This window comes from Undibacterium sp. Rencai35W (assembly GCF_049340185.1).
Taxonomy (GTDB): domain Bacteria; phylum Pseudomonadota; class Gammaproteobacteria; order Burkholderiales; family Burkholderiaceae_D; genus Undibacterium.
In genome coordinates this window covers 100,003-121,962 of sequence record NZ_JBMPPC010000002.1, presented here as the reverse complement: position 1 = coordinate 121,962, position 21,960 = coordinate 100,003, and the positions used below count along the sequence as shown (strand labels likewise).

Annotated in this window: 19 protein-coding genes and 1 other RNA gene; 15 read left to right on the top strand and 5 right to left on the bottom strand. The window is 49.6% G+C overall.

From position 1 onward, the window contains the following. Nucleotides 1-389 precede the first annotated feature (389 nt). The 5 genes from ssrA to ACO0K3_RS04500 form a co-directional block, all read right to left on the bottom strand. Nucleotides 390-750: a transfer-messenger RNA gene (gene ssrA, locus ACO0K3_RS04520) on the bottom strand. 54 nt (nucleotides 751-804) lie between these two features. Next, a complete protein-coding gene (locus tag ACO0K3_RS04515; RefSeq protein ID WP_422982303.1) occupies nucleotides 805-1,482 on the bottom strand; it encodes an HAD family hydrolase in 678 nt (225 codons plus the stop codon). A 55-nt stretch (nucleotides 1,483-1,537) separates the two neighbouring features. Further along, nucleotides 1,538-2,242 (bottom strand): bifunctional 2-polyprenyl-6-hydroxyphenol methylase/3-demethylubiquinol 3-O-methyltransferase UbiG, encoded by a 705-nt coding sequence (ubiG, locus tag ACO0K3_RS04510; RefSeq protein ID WP_422982301.1) that lies wholly within the window; start codon nucleotides 2,240-2,242, stop codon nucleotides 1,538-1,540. A gap of 151 nt (nucleotides 2,243-2,393) precedes the next feature. Continuing rightward, nucleotides 2,394-3,059, bottom strand: coding sequence for an outer membrane protein OmpA (gene ompA / locus ACO0K3_RS04505; RefSeq protein WP_422958057.1), 666 nt, complete (start codon nucleotides 3,057-3,059; stop codon nucleotides 2,394-2,396). Between the two features lie 285 nt (nucleotides 3,060-3,344). Beyond that, a complete protein-coding gene (locus ACO0K3_RS04500) occupies nucleotides 3,345-4,031 on the bottom strand; it encodes an OmpA family protein (protein ID WP_422982299.1) in 687 nt (228 codons plus the stop codon). 274 nt (nucleotides 4,032-4,305) lie between these two features. On the opposite strand from ACO0K3_RS04500, the gene gyrA reads away from it, so the two are divergent. The 15 genes from gyrA (at nucleotide 4,306) to cysM (ending at nucleotide 21,843) form a co-directional block, all read left to right on the top strand. Then, on the top strand, nucleotides 4,306-6,963 hold the full coding sequence (gene gyrA, locus ACO0K3_RS04495; RefSeq protein WP_422982297.1) for a DNA gyrase subunit A: 2,658 nt from the start codon (nucleotides 4,306-4,308) through the stop codon (nucleotides 6,961-6,963). A gap of 5 nt (nucleotides 6,964-6,968) precedes the next feature. Next, nucleotides 6,969-8,072 (top strand): 3-phosphoserine/phosphohydroxythreonine transaminase, encoded by a 1,104-nt coding sequence (serC, locus tag ACO0K3_RS04490; RefSeq protein ID WP_422982295.1) that lies wholly within the window; start codon nucleotides 6,969-6,971, stop codon nucleotides 8,070-8,072. 220 nt (nucleotides 8,073-8,292) lie between these two features. Continuing rightward, on the top strand, nucleotides 8,293-9,366 hold the full coding sequence (gene pheA, locus ACO0K3_RS04485; RefSeq protein ID WP_422958053.1) for a prephenate dehydratase: 1,074 nt from the start codon (nucleotides 8,293-8,295) through the stop codon (nucleotides 9,364-9,366). A gap of 154 nt (nucleotides 9,367-9,520) precedes the next feature. After that, nucleotides 9,521-10,642, top strand: coding sequence for a histidinol-phosphate transaminase (gene hisC / locus ACO0K3_RS04480; RefSeq protein ID WP_422982293.1), 1,122 nt, complete (start codon nucleotides 9,521-9,523; stop codon nucleotides 10,640-10,642). A gap of 42 nt (nucleotides 10,643-10,684) precedes the next feature. Then, nucleotides 10,685-11,635 carry a prephenate dehydrogenase gene (locus ACO0K3_RS04475; protein ID WP_422982291.1) on the top strand — a complete coding sequence of 317 codons (951 nt, stop codon included), beginning with the start codon at nucleotides 10,685-10,687 and terminating at the stop codon, nucleotides 11,633-11,635. 210 nt (nucleotides 11,636-11,845) lie between these two features. Beyond that, a complete protein-coding gene (aroA, locus tag ACO0K3_RS04470; protein ID WP_422982289.1) occupies nucleotides 11,846-13,183 on the top strand; it encodes a 3-phosphoshikimate 1-carboxyvinyltransferase in 1,338 nt (445 codons plus the stop codon). Further along, entirely contained in the window at nucleotides 13,180-13,848 is a 669-nt protein-coding gene (gene cmk / locus ACO0K3_RS04465; protein ID WP_422982287.1) for a (d)CMP kinase, read from the top strand. The genes aroA and cmk overlap by 4 nt, the downstream gene beginning before the upstream one ends. Nucleotides 13,849-14,054: 206 nt before the next feature. Further along, nucleotides 14,055-15,770 (top strand): 30S ribosomal protein S1, encoded by a 1,716-nt coding sequence (gene rpsA / locus ACO0K3_RS04460; protein ID WP_422958048.1) that lies wholly within the window; start codon nucleotides 14,055-14,057, stop codon nucleotides 15,768-15,770. A 26-nt stretch (nucleotides 15,771-15,796) separates the two neighbouring features. Beyond that, complete coding sequence (locus ACO0K3_RS04455) at nucleotides 15,797-16,102, top strand: integration host factor subunit beta (RefSeq protein WP_422959670.1); 306 nt, start codon at nucleotides 15,797-15,799, stop codon at nucleotides 16,100-16,102. Nucleotides 16,103-16,295: 193 nt separating this feature from the next. Beyond that, the gene (locus ACO0K3_RS04450) at nucleotides 16,296-16,610 is read left to right on the top strand and encodes a LapA family protein (RefSeq protein WP_422982286.1); all 315 of its coding nucleotides are present in this window, start codon (nucleotides 16,296-16,298) and stop codon (nucleotides 16,608-16,610) included. A gap of 24 nt (nucleotides 16,611-16,634) precedes the next feature. Continuing rightward, nucleotides 16,635-17,810 carry a lipopolysaccharide assembly protein LapB gene (lapB, locus tag ACO0K3_RS04445; RefSeq protein WP_422959668.1) on the top strand — a complete coding sequence of 392 codons (1,176 nt, stop codon included), beginning with the start codon at nucleotides 16,635-16,637 and terminating at the stop codon, nucleotides 17,808-17,810. 54 nt (nucleotides 17,811-17,864) lie between these two features. Continuing rightward, nucleotides 17,865-19,238, top strand: a complete 1,374-nt coding sequence (locus ACO0K3_RS04440; RefSeq protein ID WP_422982284.1) for a UDP-glucose dehydrogenase family protein — start codon at nucleotides 17,865-17,867, stop codon at nucleotides 19,236-19,238. A gap of 5 nt (nucleotides 19,239-19,243) precedes the next feature. Next, a complete protein-coding gene (gene rfaE1 / locus ACO0K3_RS04435) occupies nucleotides 19,244-20,161 on the top strand; it encodes a D-glycero-beta-D-manno-heptose-7-phosphate kinase (protein ID WP_422982282.1) in 918 nt (305 codons plus the stop codon). Between the two features lie 175 nt (nucleotides 20,162-20,336). Continuing rightward, nucleotides 20,337-20,768: a helix-hairpin-helix domain-containing protein gene (locus ACO0K3_RS04430; RefSeq protein WP_422982280.1), complete on the top strand. Its 432-nt coding sequence runs from the start codon at nucleotides 20,337-20,339 to the stop codon at nucleotides 20,766-20,768. A gap of 172 nt (nucleotides 20,769-20,940) precedes the next feature. Beyond that, nucleotides 20,941-21,843 (top strand): cysteine synthase CysM, encoded by a 903-nt coding sequence (cysM, locus tag ACO0K3_RS04425; protein ID WP_422982278.1) that lies wholly within the window; start codon nucleotides 20,941-20,943, stop codon nucleotides 21,841-21,843. Nucleotides 21,844-21,960: the final 117 nt, after the last annotated feature.

The following is a 21,960-nucleotide window of genomic DNA, read 5'->3' as shown; positions in this document are numbered from 1 at the left end:
GCCACGATTCAGGCGGGGAGGCAGACGCGAATCAAGTCGATGGCTTGCAACGCGCCCACGGCTGGCCGAACCAACGGATTATGATAAATATCAGATGTTCTACCCCTCAAATCAAGACGATTCGCTCTACCAATGCCAGAATGAAACCGGTCGATTCGTCCGCGTGTAAACCATTGATTTATAAGGGGGTGGAAGGCGGCCTTTGCGGACTTTGGGCTTTTTTGGGAAAGGAGAGGTGGAGAGAATATCGGCTTGGAGAGAGCGGAAACCAGCCTCGAGTGCTCATTCCGAGGGTAGCCCGCAGTCCGCAAACACCCGCGCCAGCCCCCGCGAACACGCGGCATTACGCAAATAAAAACGCCAACGGAGACCCGTTGGCGTTGATATATTGGTGGAGACGGCGGGAATCGAACCCGCGTCCAGAAGCACTCTACAGACAGTTCTACATACTTAGTGCTGCCATTTAATTTAATCCAGACGACGCGGACGCACACGCTGCGGCTGGACGAGTCACCTATTATTTAGTCTAAAGCTAAGTAACCCAACTTAAGACGATTCCCTATGAATGACTCTACTGCTGTTGCCAGCCCGCCCTAGGGAAGAGACGGTGTAGAGTTAGCAAGCAATTAAGCTGCTAATGCGTACGAGTTATCGTTTGCAGTTATATAGTTCTGATTGTATTTACGAGGTAGTCAGGCCTCGGTATGCCCTGCGCTGCTTTGCAACCCCTGTCGAAACCAGGTCGTCCCCAAACAGAACGTTATTGTAGCGTGTAACCTTGATGTGCGGTGGATATTGATTATTTCAAGGGCTGGTTCGCTGGCTATGTTTTGCGCGTATCAGCTCTAGCAGCTCTAAAGGTGAGTCCAGAATCGCATCTGCCTTCCAGTGGGTTGGCTCTGTCGCACCGCAATATCCCCAAGCTGCGGCGATGCTGAACATGCCCGCAGCTTGCCCCGCCTGTATGTCGCGCAGGTCGTCGCCTACGTACCAGCAATCCTCAGGCTTGATGCCGATTTGCCTGGCGGCCTCGAGTAACGGAGCAGGGTGGGGTTTGGCATGCGGTGTCGTGTCACCAGAAATGCTACAGGCAGCATTTTGCAAGCCGAGCAAAGGTTGTAACGGCATGGTAAAACGCGTGGCTTTATTGGTCACGATACCCCATGGCAAGCCCAGTTCTTCTATGCCTTGCAGGAGTTGAGTTACGTCAGCAAACAGTTGGCTATGTACTGCAATAGCGCCCTCGTAATTTGCCAGAAATTCAATCCGCATCGCTTCATAATCAGGATGCTCGGGTTTGATATCAAAGCCTGCGCCTAGCAAGCCTCTGGCGCCTGCGGAGGCGAAGGGCCGCAAACTGAGATACGGGACTTCAGTCAATTGACGTTTGCTACGCATCAGATTTACCGCTGCAGTAAGATCGGGGGCGGTGTCGGCGAGTGTGCCGTCAAGATCAAACAAAATAGCGCGGGGAGTTTGCATAAGAAATAGATGATGTTTTCCGCAGCGGGAGTCGCTGCGGAAGAGGGTGAGGTAGTTAAACTGGACGAGTGCAGGCGACCAGATAATTGACGCTGGTATCCTGATTGAGTGAGTAAATTTTCGTCAGGGGGTTATAGCTCATGCCTTTTAAGGCTTCAACCTGCAGGCCAGCATTGCGGATTGCCTGAGACAATTCTGCCGGTGTGATGAACTTGGCATAATCATGTGTGCCTTTGGGTAGCAGTTGCAAAATATATTCTGCCCCCAGAATCGCGAATACATAGGACTTCAGGTTGCGGTTCAGTGTAGAGAAAAATACATGTCCACCGGGTTTGACCATGCGATAGCAGGCTTGAATCACTGAGGCCGGGTCAGGTACATGCTCCAGCATTTCCATGCAAGTAACCACATCGAATTGCTCTGCCTCACGGGCTGCCATATCTTCTGCGGCAATTTTTTCATAGCGCACGCTGATGCCAGACTCCAGGCCGTGTAAGTCGGCAACCTTGAGTGCTTTTTCAGAAAGATCGATGCCTGTGACCTTTGCCCCTTTTTTTGCCATGGATTCGGCAAGTATACCGCCGCCGCATCCGACATCAATGACCGTTTTTCCTGCGAGTGCTATACGGCTGTTAATCCATTCCAGACGCAGTGGATTGATTTCATGCAGTGGGCGGAATTCGGAACTGGGATCCCACCAGCGGTGAGCCAGATCGCTGAATTTTTGAATTTCGGCGGGATCGACGTTAACTGTTGACATAGTTTAGATGCCTGAAGTGAGAGGGTATAAGACTATTACGTGTGAAATTGGCTATTGTAGTCCAACTTGATAAAAGCCTTCAGGACGTGTCCATAATAAAAAACCCCGCCGTAGCGGGGTTTTTGTAATTCACCGCCTACGGGCGGAAAAATTATTTAACGTTACGTGTACCGACTACTTCGATTTCTACGCGACGGTTTTGAGCACGGCCTTCTGCTGATTTGTTATCAGCAACTGGTTGTTTTTTGCCCTTGCCTTCTGTGTAGACACGGTTCGCTTCGATACCAGCGCTAACCAGATAAGCCTTAACAGCTTCTGCACGTTTTACAGACAATTTTTGGTTGTAAGCATCAGAGCCGACAGAGTCAGTGTGACCAACAGCGATCACAACTTCCAGGTTGATACCTTTCAGTTTTGATGCCATGTCATCCAATTTTGCTTTTGCTTCTGGTTTCAGTACTGCTTTGTCGAAATCAAAGAATGCATCAGCTGCGAAAGTAACTTTCTCAGATGTTGGTGCTGGTGGAGCAACTGGCTTCGGTGCTGGTGCAGGCGCTACTTCTGGCGCTGGTGCAGGTGCAGCAACTACTGGTGCTGGTTTGACCAATGGAGCGTCGCAACCTGGAACCGCGTCAGCCGGTGTCCAGTAGCCAGTACGCCAGCACAGGCCGAATGGATCACGCACGATGACACCGCGACCATCTTGTACATAAGCGCTGTTTGGAGTGCTTGCTTTGATATCTGTCATATCTTGTGCAGATACTGAAAAAGCGGCTACTGAGGAAGCTGCGATAACGAGTTTTACTAAATTTTTCATATTTCTCCTCTCGGGTGAGATTACCTACCGCAGATGAACTGCGCAATTGACTGCATAAAACTGGATACTACCACGTGCTTGATGACAATACTATTTCATCATCAAATTACCATAGCTGAAATAGCGTTGTAACACCTTACCATTTTGCCATAGGATGTATCACTAAGCTAAGATTGTTAAATCGCTAAAGTAACATTTTGTGAATTTGTCGTGTTTTAGCAACTTGCCATGTTTGAGTGCAAATACTTAAGGTTGTCATCAATTGCGCGTCATTGACAGGGCGTTTCACTTGGCAAGGCCTCGACCTTCAATCACAACGCGTCTGTTTGGTGCCAGACATTCAGCGAGTTTTACCTGCCCCAGTTTGTCATCGCAGGACATGATTTGCTGAGTTTTACCCATGCCCATTGTGTCTATTGTGGCGTTAATACCCTTGCTGGTCAGATAAGCTGCGACGACGTCGGCGCGTTTTTCAGAAAGTTTTTGATTATATTGCTGAGTGCCTATGCGGTCGGTATGTCCGGTCACAATCACTAGATCCACTTTGGCACAATTTGCGAGTTTGGGCGTGACCTCTGCATCGATTTTTTGCTTGGCCGCGTTACTTAAAATGCTTTTGTTGAATGCAAAAGTCTCGTCATTTTGCAATGTGACTGCAAAATCGCAACGTTTTGGCAGTGCAGGTTTTGCTGGTACGGGGAGCACAGCTACTGGCGCAGGAGGGGCAATTGGCGGCGCTGCTGGCGTGACTACTGGTACTGATAAAGGGCCATCGCAACCGGGAATGGAGTCGGCAGGCGTCCAGTATCCGGTGCGCCAGCATAGCCCGAATGCGCTTCTTGCAACGATGCCGCGACCGTCCTGAACATATGCGCTATTCGGTGTGGCTGCTTTAATGTCAGTTTGTGCAAGACATGACAGACTCGTCATGGTAATCAGGCAAGTTACATATGTTTTAATTGTTGTCATCATTTTTGTCTCCGTCTGGATAAATAAATGTGTATTTGTGATTGTTATGAACTGATTACAACATAAGACATTCCTCACTTGCTGTCATTTGGGCGACACTTGGATGAATATGGGCCTGGCTCAAAAACGGTGTTGCTCATATGACGAGCATGTTAAAATCAGAAGTTCAGCACTAAAAATGCCTAATTTGCATTTCTCTTGTTTTTTTGATGAGAATTTGCATGGTTTTTTTTGAATGCATCGTTATTTAACCAAGCTCTAAATTGCCGGCCCGCCAATGGATCAATTCGCTAAAGAAACACTCCCGATTTCCCTTGAAGAAGAAATGCGCAAGAGCTACCTCGATTACGCCATGAGCGTGATTGTTGGCCGTGCCTTGCCGGATGTACGTGATGGCTTGAAGCCTGTGCATAGACGCGTTCTGTTCGCGATGCACGAAATGAACAACGTGTATAACCGCCCGTTCGTCAAATGTGCGCGCGTGGTCGGTGAAGTCATGGGTAAGTATCACCCGCACGGCGACGCGTCGATCTACGACACGCTGGTGCGTATGGCACAGGATTTTTCTCTGCGCTACACCCTGGTCGACGGTCAGGGTAACTTCGGTTCAGTCGATGGGGATAATGCGGCAGCGATGCGTTATACCGAATGCCGCCTGGACAAGATCGCGAATGAAATTCTCGCCGATATTGAGAAAGAAACTGTCGATTTTGTTCCCAACTACGACGGCAAAGAAAAAGAACCATCCGTCTTGCCGACCCGCATCCCGAATCTGCTGATCAACGGCGCATCGGGTATTGCGGTAGGTATGGCGACCAATATTCCGCCACACAATATCACCGAAATCATCAATGGTGCGTTGCATGTTTTGCGTAATCAGGACTGCACGATTGATGAGCTGATCGAAATTATCCCTGCACCGGATTTTCCTACCGGCGGCATTATTTATGGCGTATCCGGTGTGCGTGACGGTTACCGTACTGGTCGTGGCCGTGTGGTCATGCGTGCCAAGACGCATTTTGAGGAGTTTGGCAAAGAAAACCGCACTGCATTGATCGTCGATGAGCTACCTTATCAGGTCAATAAGAAGTCTCTACTAGAACGTATCGCCGAGCTGGTGCGCGATAAAAAACTGGATGGTATTTCTGACATCCGTGATGAATCCGATAAGTCCGGTATGCGCGTCGTCATTGAGCTGAAGCGCGGTGAAGTGCCAGAAGTCGTATTAAATAATCTGTACAAGCAAACGCAGCTGCAAGACACCTTTGGTATGAATATGGTGGCGCTGGTGAACGGTCAGCCTAAATTGCTGAACCTGAAGCAGATGCTGGATTGCTTCCTGTCGCATCGTCGCGAAGTGGTTACACGCCGCACGGTATTTGAGTTGCGCAAAGCCCGTGAACGTGGCCATGTTCTGGAAGGTCTCGCGGTTGCATTGGCTAATATTGATGATTTCATTGCCATCATCAAAGCAGCACCGACACCGCCCTTAGCGAAGCAAGAATTGATGAATCGCGCTTGGGACAGCTCCATGGTGCGTGAGATGTTAATGCGGACTGCGGCAGATAATCCAGCCGGTATCGATGCATTCCGCCCAGAAAATTTGCCTAAGCATTATGGTATTCAAAAGGACGGTTTGTACAAGCTGTCCGACGATCAGGCGCAAGAGATTTTGCAGATGCGTCTGCAGCGTTTGACTGGTCTGGAGCAAGACAAGATCGTCAACGAATACAAAGACGTGATGTCCGTGATTGCTGATTTGCTGGATATTTTGTCCAAGCCAGAGCGCGTCACCGTCATCATTACTGACGAATTGACTGCTGCCCGCAATGAATACGGAGAAGGCAACAAAGACGTTCGTCGTTCTGAGATCACGCATAATGCCACCGATCTCGAAACAGAAGACCTGATCACGCCAGTCGATATGGTCGTGACACTGTCACATACCGGCTACATGAAGTCGCAACCTTTGTCTGAATATCGTGCGCAAAAACGCGGTGGTCGCGGCAAGCAGGCCACAGCGACCAAGGATGACGACTGGATCGAGCAATTGTTTGTCGCCAATACGCATGATTACATCCTGTGCTTCTCGAATCGTGGTCGTCTGTACTGGTTAAAAGTTTGGGAAGTGCCGCAAGGCTCACGTAATTCCCGCGGCAAGCCGATTGTGAATATGTTCCCGTTGCAAGATGGTGAAAAAATCACAGTGATCCTGCCATTGTCAGGCGATAACCGCAGCTTCCCTGAAGACCATTACATCTTCATGTCGACCAGCCTTGGTACCGTGAAGAAGACGCCATTGAACGACTTTAGTAATCCACGTAAAGCCGGCATTATCGCGGTGGATCTGGATGATGGCGACTTCCTGATCGGTGCAGCACTGACGGACGGCAAGCACGATGTCATGTTGTTCTCCGATTCGGGTAAGGCAGTGCGCTTTGACGAAAACGATGTACGTCCAATGGGCCGTACGGCACGTGGTGTGCGCGGTATGAATCTGGAAGAAGGTCAGCAAGTGATTGCGCTGCTGGTGGCCGAAAACGAGCAGCAATCGGTATTGACCGCGACTGAAAACGGCTTCGGTAAGCGTACACCGATTACTGAGTACACCCGTCATGGCCGCGGTACCAAAGGCATGATCGCGATCCAGACGTCTGAACGTAACGGCAAGGTGGTTGCGGCGACGCTGGTGGATAGCAATGATGAGATCATGCTCATCACAACTGGTGGTGTGCTGATACGCACCCGTGTCTCAGAGATTCGTGAGATGGGTCGTGCAACACAAGGCGTCACCTTGATCGCTGTGGAGGATGGCACCAAGCTGTCTGGCTTGCAGCGCATTGTGGAAACGGATGTTGACGAACCGGATGCCGATGCAAGTGCGGATACGGCTGCTGACACCGGCGCTAATGACGAGCCAGCTGCTGCGGAGTAAATTGCATGACGACGATCTACAATTTCTCTGCCGGACCTGCCGTATTGCCTAAAGAAGTATTGCAGCAGGCCGCAGCAGAAATGCTGGACTGGCATGGCAGCGGTATGTCAGTGATGGAAATGAGTCACCGCGGACCGGAATTTATGTCCATCATCGCCGCAGCGCAAAGCGATTTGCGCGAGTTGCTGGCAGTGCCGGACAATTACAAAATTCTGTTTCTGCAAGGTGGCGGTTTAGGTGAAAACGCCATTGTTCCTATGAACCTGATGGGACGCAAACCGCAACCGGCAACCGCAGATTTCATCCATACCGGATCGTGGACCGCCAAGTCAATCAAAGAAGCGCAAAAATACGGCAAGGTGAATGTCGCCGCTTCCGCCGAAGCGAACGGACACACGGCAGTACCGCCCTGTGATAGCTGGAAATTGTCAAAAGATGCCGCCTACGTACATCTCTGTACGAATGAAACCATCGATGGCGTTGAATACCATTTCGTACCGGATGTGAGTGCTGACACGGACGACGCGCCTATTGTGGCGGATATGTCCTCGCACATTTTGTCGCGTGTGATTGATGTTGCTAAATACGGTGTGATCTTCGGTGGCGCGCAAAAAAATATCGGTCCTGCCGGGCTGACCATCGTCATTGTGCGAGAGGATTTGCTCGGCGATGCGCTGCCAATTTGCCCCTCAGCCTTCGACTGGAAAATCGTCGCCGACAACGATTCCATGTATAACACGCCGCCAACCTATGCGATTTATATTGCCGGCCTGGTGTTCCAGTGGCTAAAGCGTCAGGGTGGCGTTGCTGTCATGGAGCAGAAAAACATCGCGAAGGCGCAACTACTGTACGACTATCTGGATACATCGGATTTTTATGTCAACCGGGTTGCTAAGGATTGCCGCTCACGTATGAACGTACCATTTTTCTTGCGTGATGAAAGTTTGAATGCCGCATTTTTAACGCAGGCAAAGCAACACGGCTTGCTGCAATTAAAGGGACATAAATCGGTCGGCGGTATGCGCGCCTCGATTTATAACGCCATGCCGATCGAAGGCGTGCAAACCCTCGTTAGTTTTATGAAAGAATTTGCCCGCGCTCATACTTGAGCTGCGAGCGACCCGATAGCCTCTCCTCTTTAGCCCTTTCTTTGCATGGCACTCACCATCACCTGGAAACCGTGGCGCTAAGGATAAAGATCAAAAGTCGGAAGAGAGGCGAGCATCATTACCATCACGCTACGCTAACCGGCGGGAATGCTGTGACTGGTACAAGTGTGATTACGCCGCGACGTTTTCATCAACTCGCTAAACGGTTTTTAGGTTTCTTATGAGCGATAATAAATTACTCCCATTGCGTCAAAGAATCGACGCCATCGATACACAAATCCTGTCTTTGTTAAACGAGCGTGCTCGTGTCGCGGAAGAGGTCGGTCATGTCAAAGCCGAGACCAATGCACCGGTGTTTCGTCCGGAACGCGAAGCGCAGGTATTGCGCAGTGTTGCTGAGCGCAATCCGGGGCCGTTAGCGAGCCAGGATATCCAATTGATTTTCCGTGAAATCATGTCTGCTTGCCGTGCGCTTGAGCGCCGCGTTGTAGTTGCCTTTTTGGGGCCGGTCGGTACCTTCAGTGAGCAGGCGGTATATCAGCAATTTGGACATGCGATTCAGGCTTTGCCATGTGTATCGATTGATGAAGTGTTCCGCGCAACCGAGGCGGGCACTGCCGATTTTGGTGTGGTACCGATAGAAAATTCAACCGAGGGCGCGATTAACCGTACGCTCGATTTGTTATTGCAAACCAGTCTCGCCATTAGCGGTGAACTCGCGATTGCGGTACAGCATAGTCTGATGACCAAGACCGGCAACATGGATGGTGTGACGCGTATTTGCGCGCACTCACAAGCATTGGCGCAATGTCAGGCCTGGCTGAATCAGCATTATCCGCATATCGAACGACAAGCGATGGCATCCAATGCCGAAGCCGCACGTATGGCCAGTGGCGACGCCACCATGGCTGCCATCGCCAGTGAAATCGCAGGTCAGCAATATCAGCTCGGTGTGGTCAGCGCGCATATTCAGGACGACCCGCACAACCGCACCCGCTTTGCCGTGATCGGACGTCTGCATACAACGCCAAGCGGCAAGGATCAGACCTCTCTGGTGCTGGCGGTGCCGAATAAAGCCGGTGCGGTGTACAACCTGTTAGCACCTTTGTCCAAGCACGGCGTTTCGATGACGCGCTTCGAATCACGCCCGGCACGTACTGGCAACTGGGAATACTATTTTTACGTCGATGTCGAAGGCCATGTACTCGACGATAAAGTCGCCAGGGCGATGTCGGATCTGAATGACAATGCCGCATTTTTTAAAATACTGGGCTCTTATCCTTGCACGATTTAAGGCATGGAAAATACATTGAACTTGCTATCCGCAACGTGGGTGCGCCTTTCAAGCCGAAAATGCTCTGAAACCCGCACCAATATTGCGTGATGTAATTAAAAATATCATTTGTTTTATCAATCCAGCCAGATGCTGGACAATTTTTGGAGTCGCTATGTCTATACAATTTGGTACTGAATTTGGCCCCGCCTATGTTCGCGCAATTGCCCCTTACCAAGGCGGCAAGCCTATCTCTGAAGTCGCGCGCGAATTTGGTCTGGACGAATCAAAAATCGTCAAGCTGGCATCAAATGAAAACCCGCTCGGCGTGCCACAATCCGCACAGGCAGCGATGCTGAAAGCGGCGGCTGATTTGGGGCGTTATCCTGATGCGAATGGCTTTGAATTAAAAGCCGCGATTATGGCGAAATACGCTGTGCCGCAGGACTGGATTACTTTAGGTAACGGCAGTAACGACATACTGGAATTAGCTGCGCATTCTTTTGTTGAGCCAGGGCAGTCGGTCGTGTTCGCGCAGTATTCGTTTGCCGTGTATCCATTGGCGACGCAAGCAGTTGGCGGGCGGGCGATTGTGGTCGCAGCGAAAGATTTTGGTCATGATCTAGATGCAATGGCGGCAGCGATTACTGCGGATACTAAATTGGTTTTTATCGCCAATCCAAACAATCCGACAGGGACGTTTTTGCCAGCGGCGGAGATCGAGAGCTTCTTGAAAAAAGTGCCAGCTGATGTGGTCGTGGTACTCGATGAAGCGTATAACGAATTCCTTGCCGCCGACTTGCAATATGACTCGATTGCCTGGGTCAGACAGTTCCCTAATTTATTGGTATCGCGCACCATGTCCAAGGCGTATGGCCTGGCTGGTTTGCGTATTGGTTTTGGGATCGCACAACCTGGCATCACGGATTTATTGAACCGTGTACGTCAACCGTTTAACGTCAATTCTATGGCGCAAGCCGCTGCGATTGCAGCCTTGAATGACGCAGAGTTTTTGCAAAAAAGTGCGAAGCTGAATGCCGATGGATATACACAGCTGACTACGGCTTTTAAAGAACTGAATCTGGCATTCGTTCCTTCGTTCGGTAACTTTGTTTTAGTCAAAGTCGGTGACGAAGACAGTGCAGGAGCGCGTATCAATCTCGAACTTCTGAAGCGCGGCATCATCGTGCGTCCAGTTGGTAACTACGGTTTGCCGCAATTTCTGCGCATCTCTATTGGTTTGCCGGAAGAAAATGCTGCTTTCATCTCTGCTTTAAAAGAAATACTGGCAGCCTGATCGCTGGATATTTGTGAGATTGATGATGGCTAATGACAAGCAATGATGAGCGCTGATAAGTTGAAACCGACAGCGCAGCAGTCGATCCAACACCGGCTGAAACGGGTCGCTATCTTCGGCGTTGGTCTGATAGGCGGTTCATTCGCTCTGGCCTTAAAAAAGGCGGGAGCCGTTGAGCATGTGGTCGGCGTCGGCCGCAGTCTGGTCTCATTGCAGCGCGCGCAGCAACTCGGCATTATCGATGAGATTGCGGATTCTGCTGCCGCTGCGGTGCGTGGTGCAGATTTGGTGCTGATCGCTGCGCCAGTCGCCCAGACGGCAGCAATTTTGTCGTCGATTCAGCCGTATTTGCAGCCCGACACCATCGTTACCGATGCGGGTAGTACTAAGTCCGATGTGGTCGAGGCGGCGCGGCAGGTGATGGGCGATCAGCTTGCGCAATTCGTGCCAGCGCATCCGATTGCCGGACGCGAACAAAACGGCCCCGAGGCGGCATTAGTCGATTTGTATGTGGGAAAAAAAGCCGTTATCACGCGCTTGCCTGAGAATACGGATGAGGCAGTCGCCAGAGTCGCGTATGCGTGGCAGCAATGCGGCGCGATTATTCATTACCTGAGTCCGGCTGAGCATGACGCGGTGTTTGCTTCGGTCAGTCATTTGCCGCACTTGCTGGCGTACGCTCTTGTGGATGATATTGCACGCAAGCCGCATGCCGATACCTTGTTTCAATATGCTGCCAGCGGCTTTCGCGACTTTACCCGGATTGCCGGTTCTTCGCCGGAAATGTGGCGCGATATTACCCTGGCAAACCGTAGTGCGATGTTGCAGGAGCTGGATTCTTATACTGCGCGACTGGCGATTCTGCGGGAGCATCTGGTGAATGCCGATGCGTCTGGCATTGAATCCATTTATAGTCATGCGCAGGCAGCGCGCCATAACTGGATCTCGGCAATAGAAGCTGCTGAGAAGCAGAGTAAAGAGGGCGGGGACTGAGCTTGATTCCGATCATGATGCTATGCGTTGAAATAAATACTCCCCCATTTTTTACTTAAAACATGCTTAACCCCGCAATACTGATGCGGACTATAAAAATATACTGATAGGAGTATCTGCTTCTCTTAGTATGATGAGTGCATAACAAATGCGCAATGAATGTGCATGAATATCCGTTCCAACCTTATTTAGTCGATATAAATCATCCGCATGAGCCAACAAGCCAAACACTATCCGCACTACCTCGATTTACATCCTGTGATGCAGGCGCAAGGCACGGTGCGTTTGCCGGGGTCCAAGAGTATTTCTAACCGGACTTTATTGCTGGCTGCGCTGGCACAAGGAACGACGCAAATCCTTGAGTTGCTAGCGTCTGACGATACCCTGGTCATGCTGAATGCCTTGCAACAATTGGGGGTGCAGTGGACGCAGGATGGCGCGACGCAGAACTACACGGTCACGGGAGCCGATGGCGTGTTGCCGCAGCATCAGGCCGATTTATTTATGGGGAACGCGGGTACCGCGATTCGCCCGCTGGTCGCGGCCCTCGCGGTGATTGGTGGTGATTACACCTTGCACGGCGTATCGCGTATGCATGAGCGCCCGATCGGTGATCTGGTCGATGCTTTAAATCAAGTTGGTGCGCAGATTGAGTACACCGGCAATCCCGGCTTCCCGCCGCTGCACATTCGTCGCGGTCATATTCACGCCCATCGCTTGCAAGTCAAAGGCAATGTTTCCAGTCAGTTTTTGACCGCGCTGTTGATGGCTGCGCCGCTGATGGCGCGCGATCATGATGTGACCATTGAAGTGATCGGTGAGTTGATTTCTAAGCCCTATATTGAAATTACCTTGAATCTGATGCAGCGTTTTGGCGTAACTGTGCAACGCGATGGCTGGCAGGCATTTACGATCATAACGGGGCAGCGTTATGTATCGCCACAGACGATTCATGTCGAGGGCGATGCGTCGTCGGCATCCTATTTCCTTGCCGCCGGAGCGATTGCGGGCGGGCCGGTACGGGTCGAAGGCGTTGGCTTGCATAGTATTCAGGGTGATGTTCGTTTCGCCGAAGCATTAGAGAAAATGGGCGCGACAATCATTCGTGGCGACAACTGGATAGAGGCCAGGTCGAATGGCGTGCTACAGGCGATCGACATGGATTTCAATCATATTCCTGATGCAGCGATGACGATTGCGGTTGCCGCTTTATATGCCAATGGCACCACGACTTTGCGCAATATCGCCAGCTGGCGCGTCAAGGAAACGGATCGTATCGCTGCCATGGCGACAGAGTTGCGAAAGCTAGGTGCGATTGTCGAAGAGGGTGCAGATTATATGACCGTTACACCGCCCGCCGAGATCCAGCCTGCTACTATTGATACTTACGACGATCACCGCATGGCAATGTGTTTTTCGCTGGCCACCCTTGATGGCGCTGCCCGCCGTGGTGCTGCAATGCGTATTAATGATCCCAAATGCGTAGCGAAAACCTTCCCCGATTATTTCGAGGCGTTTGCCAAAATCAACCACAAGGAATTGTTTTGAGTATGCCGACTGTGCCAGTTATTACGATAGATGGGCCAACTGCCTCAGGTAAAGGCACGGTAGCGCATCGCGTCGCTAAGCAACTGGGTTTTCATTATCTCGATTCAGGCGCTTTGTATCGCCTGACGGCCTTATCGGCACAGCAAAATCACATTGCGCTCGATGATGAAGCGAAGCTGGCTGAGCTGGCAAGAGTGTTGCCTTGTCGTTTTGTGCATGGTCATGTGTTGCTCGACGAGCAAGATGTGACCGATGCCGTGCGGGCGGAGGCAATCGGTGTCGCTGCCTCTAAGATCGCGGTGTTGCCTGAGGTCCGCAAGGCGCTGGTTGACTTGCAGGTAGCGTTTCGCTATGCCCCGGGACTGGTGGCGGACGGGCGTGATATGGGAACAGTGATCTTTCCCGATGCTACCCAAAAAATTTATCTTACGGCAAGTGTTGAAGCGCGTGCGTCAAGAAGATATAAGCAATTGATTGAAAAGGGTTTTTCTGCTAATATGGAAGACTTGGTAAAAGATTTGACGGAACGCGATGCGAGAGATAGTGCCCGCACCGCAGCGCCGCTCAAGCCCGCGCCAGGGGCGTATATCCTCGATACCTCAGCAATGGGAGTCGAGCAGGCGGTGCAAATCGTACTGGATTTATACGCTAAAGCAAGCCAGTAACGCAATAACTTCACTGGCAAAATGCTAGTAAAAATGTTGCAAATTGGTTGGTAAAGTAAGTTGTGAATTTAATTGATTTCCGGTGCATCCGTCTTCTGGAAATCAATGCTGAAGTGCCTGTGCTGATGCAAAGTCAGTGCGGGTTTGTTTAACCTAACCCAGTGTACACAGCGTTTTTGCCGTGTTCTGGATAACTCGAGTACCTTATGTCTACTGTTTTTATGTCCCAAGATTTTGCTACCGGTGCAGATAGCTTCGCAGCTTTATTCGAAGAATCCCTGTCACGCCAGGATATGCGTTCCGGTGAAGTAATCTCTGCTGAAGTCGTTCGTATCGACCACAACTTCGTGATCGTGAACGCTGGCCTCAAATCTGAAGCCTTTATTCCTGTTGAAGAATTCAAAAACGACCAGGGCGAACTGGAAGTTAACATCGGCGATTTCGTTTCCGTAGCGATTGATTCGCTGGAAAACGGTTTCGGCGACACAATTTTGTCCCGTGACAAAGCTAAACGTCTGGCCTCATGGCTCGCGCTCGAAAAAGCGCTGGAGTCTGGTGAGATGGTTATCGGTACTGTCAATGGCAAAGTCAAAGGTGGTCTGACTGTTCTGACAAACGGCATCCGCGCTTTCCTGCCAGGTTCTTTGGTTGATACACGCCCAGTGAAGGATACAACTCCTTACGAAGGCAAAACCATGGAATTCAAGGTTATCAAGCTCGACCGTAAGCGTAATAACGTTGTATTGTCCCGCCGCGCTGTAGTTGAAGCGTCTATGGGCGAAGAGCGTCAAAAATTGATGGAAACCCTGAAAGAAGGCACAGTAGTTACCGGTATCGTCAAAAATATCACTGACTACGGCGCGTTCGTTGATCTGGGCGGCATCGATGGCCTGTTGCACATCACTGATTTGGCATGGCGTCGTGTACGTCACCCTTCCGAGGTGTTGACAGTTGGTCAGGAAATCACTGCAAAAGTATTGAAATTCGACCAAGAGAAAAACCGTGTTTCCCTGGGCGTAAAACAATTGGGCGACGACCCATGGACAGGTTTGTCACGTCGTTATCCAGCGAACACACGTCTGTTCGGTAAAGTAACGAACCTGACCGACTACGGCGCATTCGTTGAAGTCGAACAAGGTATCGAAGGTCTGGTTCACGTGTCTGAAATGGACTGGACTAACAAAAACGTGGCACCAAACAAAGTTGTTCAGTTGGGCGACGAAGTTGAAGTCATGGTTCTGGAAATCGACGAAGAACGTCGTCGTATCAGCCTGGGCATGAAACAGTGCAAAGCCAATCCTTGGGATGATTTCGCGATCAATCACAAGAAAGGTGACAAAGTTCGCGGCGCGATCAAGTCCATCACTGACTTCGGCGTATTTATCGGCTTGTCCGGTAACATCGACGGTCTGGTACATTTGTCTGACCTGTCCTGGAACGAAACAGGTGAAGAAGCAGTTCGTCGCTTCAAGAAAGGTGATGAACTGGAAGCCATCGTATTGGCAATCGACGTTGAGCGTGAACGTGTTTCCCTCGGTGTTAAGCAATTGGAAGGCGACCCATTCAACAACTACTGCGCAATGAACGACAAAGGCGCAATCGTGACTGGTACAGTCAAGTCTGTCGAAGCTAAAGGTGCTGTAATCCAATTGGCTGATGATGTTGAAGGCTACTTGCGTGCTTCTGAAATCTCCCGTGATCGCGTGGAAGATGCCGGTACACACCTGAAAGTTGGCGACAGCGTTGAAGCCTTGGTGTTGAACATTGACCGCAAAGCTCGTGGTATTCAGTTGTCTATCAAAGCAAAAGATAGTGCTGAAACACAAGAAGCAATGCAAAAAATGACAACTGACTCCAATGCAGCTTCTGGCACTACAAGCCTGGGCGCATTGTTGAAAGCTAAGCTCGACAACAAAAACTAAGCATCAATTAAGACGCTGAGTTTTAGATGACAAAGTCTGAGTTGATTGCTCGCCTGGCTGAGCGATATCCACAACTGGTAGCAAAGGATGTGGATGTCGCGGTCAAAACCATCTTGGATGCAATGTCGGATGCGCTGGCAACAGGGCATCGCATTGAGATCCGTGGTTTTGGCAGCTTTGCCTTGAATAGTCGGCCTCCGCGCATTGGACGTAATCCCAAGTCTGGTGACAAAGTGATGGTGCCTGAAAAACGGGTACCCCATTTCAAACCAGGCAAGGAATTGCGTGAGCGTGTGGATGCAATGGTAGGGCAACCGATACAAGACGATTAGTTTAGTCGTCAGTTCGGCGGCCTGACACTTAAAAAGTATGCAAAAAAGTGAAAACGGTATATCGGCTTGACCGATATACCGTTTTTTTTCACGTACAATTCCGTATGAGTTTAAAGATGCCTCCATGCATGCTTGTCGCTCCTCTCTGTGTTACGGTGTCAATAACTCCATAAGAGCTACTTAGGATACTGTTATGAAAATCATTTCTCGCATCATTACTGTGATCTTATTCATCATTTTTTTTGGCTTTGCGATGAAGAACGATCAAATCGTCACCTTGCAATATTTTTTGGGATATCAGCAATCTGCACCTCTGGTTATACTGCTACTCGCTTTCTTTTTGTGCGGCGGTATTCTCGGTGCATTGGCGATGGTTCCTATGGTTTTTCGCCACAAACGTGATATTTCTAAACATAAAAAAACCATCGCAGAAATTGAAAAAGAGAGACTTGCAGCGCAACGTGCAAGCACCGAAGCGCCTCAACCCGATGGCATTCGAAATATCTGATCACCATATAAGCGAAAATAAAAAATGGAATTTGATATCTGGTGGTTGCTAGGCATCCCCTTGTTTTTTTCTCTGGGTTGGATCGCCGCTCGCGTCGATATCCGTCAGTTGATTTCGGAGTCCCGTAGTCTGCCGCGCGGCTACTTCAAAGGATTGAATTTTCTGCTCAATGATCAGCATGATAAAGCGATCGATGCCTTTATCGAAATCGTTAAACTTGATCCTGAGACCGTTGAATTGCATTTTGCGCTTGGTAATTTGTTTCGCCGTCGTGGTGAGACTGAGCGTGCAATTCGTGTACATCAAAATCTCTTATCTCGCCCCGATTTGCCGCTAGATCAACAGACCCAGGCGATGTTTGAGCTTGGTCAGGATTATCTGAAAGCAGGTCTGCTGGATCGCGCTGAAGAAACTTTTAACCAGCTGGTTGCCGGACAATATGCGATTCAGGCAAGGCGCGCGCTACTAGAAATTTATCAGCGTGAAAAAGAATGGGCTAGGGCGATTGAGGCGGCGTATGCCTTGCAAGAATCTGGTGCCGGCGGACGACAAAAAGAAATCGCACAGTTTTACTGTGAAATGGCACAGGATGAATTGGTACATACACATCCAGATGCTGCATTGGCGATGTTAGAAAAAGCGCTGGCCGCTGATCGCCATAATGTACGCGCAGCGATCCTGATGGGTGATGTCCATCTGGCAAACGGCGAAATCGAAAAAGCCTTGCTTGCGTGGCGTCGTGTAGAGCAGCAAAGTGTTCCTCATGTTGCGCTTGTCGCACAACGACTGATGGATGGTTATCGTAAGCTGGACCGCCCACAAGAAGGTTTGAATTTACTTAAAGGCTATCTGGCAGAAGCGTCCTCCATTGATTTATTAGAGGTCGTCTTCAAAGCGACTCTGGAGTTGGATACGGTTGATGCAGCGAACCAATTGGTCAGTGACGAATTACGCCGCACGCCAACCTTATTAGGTCTGGATAAGTTGCTCGATGCGCGTCTGATGGTGGCGCCGCCAGAGGTCAGGCCTGAATTGTCCTTAGTCAAAAATCTGGTACATGGTTATGCACAAAAACTTGCACGCTATCAGTGTTCTCATTGCGGTTTTAAAGCACGCCAATTTTACTGGCAGTGTCCAGGGTGCAGCCGTTGGGAAACTTATCCACCGCGCCGTACCGAAGAATTAAATGTGATGAATTGAGTTTTTTACTCATAAAAAATAACGTAAAAATTATCTAGGGATTGTGATCATAAAATGAAAATTACAATTATTGGCACGGGTTATGTCGGGCTGGTCACCGGTGCTTGTCTCGCTGAGTTGGGTAATGATGTATTTTGCCTTGACGTCGATCAACGCAAAATCGACATTTTGAATAACGGTGGTATTCCTATTCATGAGCCGGGCCTGGAGGAACTGGTTGCACGTAACCGTGCTGCCGGGCGTATCCAGTTTTCAACTGATGTTGCCGCCAGTGTTGCCCATGGTGATGTCCAGTTCATCGCGGTAGGTACTCCGCCGGACGAAGATGGATCAGCTGACTTGCAATATGTATTGGCCGCAGCTCGTAATATTGGCAAATACATGACGGGCTTTAAAGTCATCGTCGATAAATCAACGGTGCCTGTCGGCACTGCGGATAAAGTGTCTGCTGCGGTCAAAGCAGAATTGTCTGCGCGTAATTCAGAGGGACAATTTTCTGTTGTTTCTAATCCAGAATTTTTGAAAGAGGGCGCTGCTGTAGAAGATTTCATGCGTCCTGACCGGATAGTGATTGGCTGTGACGATACGCCACAAGGCAGTATTGCGCATTCGCAAATGAAAAAACTGTATGCCCCTTTCAACCGCAATCACGAACGTACTTTCTGGATGGACGTGCGCTCTGCGGAATTCACCAAATATGCCGCCAATGCAATGCTGGCAACGCGGATTTCGTTCATGAATGAATTAGCGAATCTGGCAGATCATGTTGGTGCTGATATTGAAGCGGTAAGGCACGGTATCGGGTCTGACCCGCGTATTGGACATAGCTTTTTATATGCCGGTTGTGGTTATGGTGGCTCTTGCTTCCCGAAAGACGTACAGGCTTTAGAGCGTACTGCACAGGATTATGGTCTGGACTTATTAGTCTTACAGGCAGTTGAGGCCGTCAACGAACAGCAAAAACTGGTGCTTGGTAAAAAAATAGTGAAGCGCTTCGGCGATGATTTGCGCGGTAAGCATTTTGCGATCTGGGGTTTGGCATTTAAACCGAATACGGATGATATGCGCGCTGCGTCGTCACGTATTTTGCTAGGCGAGCTATTGCGTAAAGGCGCCAGTGTTGCCGTGTACGATCCAGTCTCTATGCCAGAGGCAAAGCGTGTATTTGCACTGGACTTTGCTGATAGTCCGGCATTGCTTGAAAAAATTCGTTTCGCCAGCAATCCTATGGATGCCCTTAACCAGGCGGATGCCTTGGCAATTGTCACTGAGTGGAAGGCATTCCGCAGCCCAGATTTTGACAAAGTGAAATCCTTGTTGAATCATCCGGTTATTTTTGATGGTCGTAACTTATTCGAACCAGCGGTCATGACCGAAATCGGTATTGAATACCATGGCATCGGCCGTTCTGTCCTGACACGCACATGATTCGCATGCTTGAATCAAAACGTATTCTGGTCGCTGGCGATGTCATGCTGGACCGCTATTGGTTCGGTGAGGTCAATCGCATTTCTCCAGAAGCACCGGTACCGATTGTCAGGGTAGAGAAGCGCGAAGAACGTCTCGGCGGTGCCGCTAACGTCGCACGTAACGCCGCAGCCTTAGGCTTACACGCTGGCTTGCTGGGTGTGATCGGTGATGATGAGGCTGGTAACAGCGTCGAACACTTGCTAAGGCAATCAGGCATAGATAGTTATTTAAGCCGCGATACGGCGATCTCCACCATTATCAAACTGCGCGTGATTGGACGGCAGCAGCAATTATTGCGAATTGATTTTGAAGAAAAACCGACCGAGCACGTTTTACAAGACAAGCTGTCTCGTTTCAACGCACTCATTTCTGAGTATGATTTAATCGTCCTATCCGATTATGCAAAAGGTAGTTTGGTGAATGTCGTTGCGATGATTGCAGCGGCTAAGGCAGCGGGCAAGCCTGTGCTGGTGGATCCGAAGGGAAGTGATTTTGCGCGTTATGCGGGAGCGACCATGCTGACGCCGAATAAAGCAGAATTGCGTCAGGTAATCGGCGACTGGACTAGCGAGACTGAGTTGACAGAAAAAGCGCAAACCCTCCGCCATCAATTATCTTTAGATGCCTTATTACTGACTCGCTCAGAAGAGGGAATGAGCCTCTACACAGAGCATGACGTCACTCACGTGCCAGCGATGGCGAGAGAAGTTTATGATGTCTCGGGTGCGGGAGATACCGTCATTGCGACGATGGCAGCAAGCCTGGCTTCTGGCATGAGCATGAAAGATGCGGTGATGTTAGCGAACCGCGCGGGTGGTATCGTCGTTGGTAAGCTCGGTACTGCCACCGTATCCAAAGAAGAATTATTTGCTACAGCGTAAGCCACTTTGTTAATCAAAGTTAATTTACTGTTAATATTGTTATCGCTGTCAACCTGCGCATCCTCAGGTCGTTAATTGAAACAGAACGAGGTGGTATTTCGGTCTGATCTTATAAATCAATTCGACAGCGTCAATAATGAACGCAGTTCAATTCAACTTAATTGGGAGTGCTTACATGTTCAAGAAATTTCTTTTAGCTATCGCCGCAATGATTGTCACGATGGGTTTCGCTTTTGCTGACGTCGATGTGAATAAGGGTGACCAGGCCGCATTGGATGGCATTAAAGGTATCGGGCCAGCAAAATCTAAAGCAATTATCGAAGAGCGTACCAAAGGCGGAAATTTCAAAGATTGGGCCGATTTTGAAAAGCGCGTTAAGGGCATCGGTGAAAAGAGCGCAGTCAAGTTGTCCGCTGCAGGTTTGACGGTCAATGGCCAGCCTAAAGCAGGTGCAGAAGCAAAGCCAGCAGAAAAACCGGCAAAACCAGCTAAGGCTGATAAGGCTGAAAAAGTTGCTAGCGCATCCGCCGCTGCATCAATGCCGGCATCTGCATCAGCTGCGGCTTCAACTGCCAAAGCTTCTGCTAAGGCATCTGCCTCTAAGTAAAAAGATCCGGCTGTATCAGCTAAAAAATCAGAATCAAACAACCTCTTGGGTATGGAAATACTCAGGAGGTTTTTTTATTTACACTGCAAATTGGTTGTGCCTTATTGTGATCCAAGCAGTAAGGCGCTACAGCGTTTAAAATGATGTTTTAAATTTCATACCAACGATCACCATGCCTTATTTGACCATAGAAGATACGATAGGAAATACACCGCTTGTGATGCTACAAAGAATTCCCGGCGAGGAAATCAAGCGTCGCAACAACATTATCTTGGGCAAATTAGAGGGCAATAATCCTGCTGGATCGGTGAAAGACAGACCAGCATTGTCCATGATTAAGCACGCCGAATTGCGTGGCCGTATCAAGCCCGGCGATACCCTGATTGAGGCAACTAGCGGCAATACCGGAATCGCATTAGCCATGGCTGCGGCTATGCGTGGTTATAAGATGGTATTGTTGATGCCAGAAAATTTAAGTATAGAACGCCGTCAAAGTATGGCCGCATATGGCGCGCAGATTGTCCTGACGCCTAAAACTGGTGGTATGGAGTATGCTCGTGACCTGGCCGAGCAAATGCAAAAAGAAGGCAAGGGGGTGATCCTTGATCAGTTCGCGAATCCAGATAATCCGCTTGCGCATTATGAAACCACTGGCCCTGAAATTTGGCGTGATACAGACGGTCGCATCACGCATTTTGTGAGTGCGATGGGTACGACAGGAACAATCATGGGCGTATCTGCTTATTTGAAAGAGCAAAATCCTGAAATTCGTATTATCGGTGCGCAACCAGAAGAAGGTTCACAGATTCCCGGTATCAGAAAATGGCCAGAAGCGTATTTGCCAAAAATCTATGATAAAGCCAGAGTCGATCAGGAAGAATCAGTCAGCCAGTCGGACGCTGAGCATATGGCGCGTCGTATGGCTGCCGAGGAGGGTATTTTTTGTGGTATCTCTGCGGCAGGTGCCTGTGAGGTAGCATTACGTATTGCTCATACAGTAGAAAATGCAACGATCGTATTTATTGTTTGCGATCGTGGTGATCGTTATTTGTCTACAGGCGTATTTCCTGCCTGACATAGTATTGTGGATTGAAATGGCGTGTCACAATACGTTTTAGATACAAAAATGCCGTAAATGTACTCAGATACATTTACGGCATTCTCAATCAATTTAGTGCCTGACGACAAATTT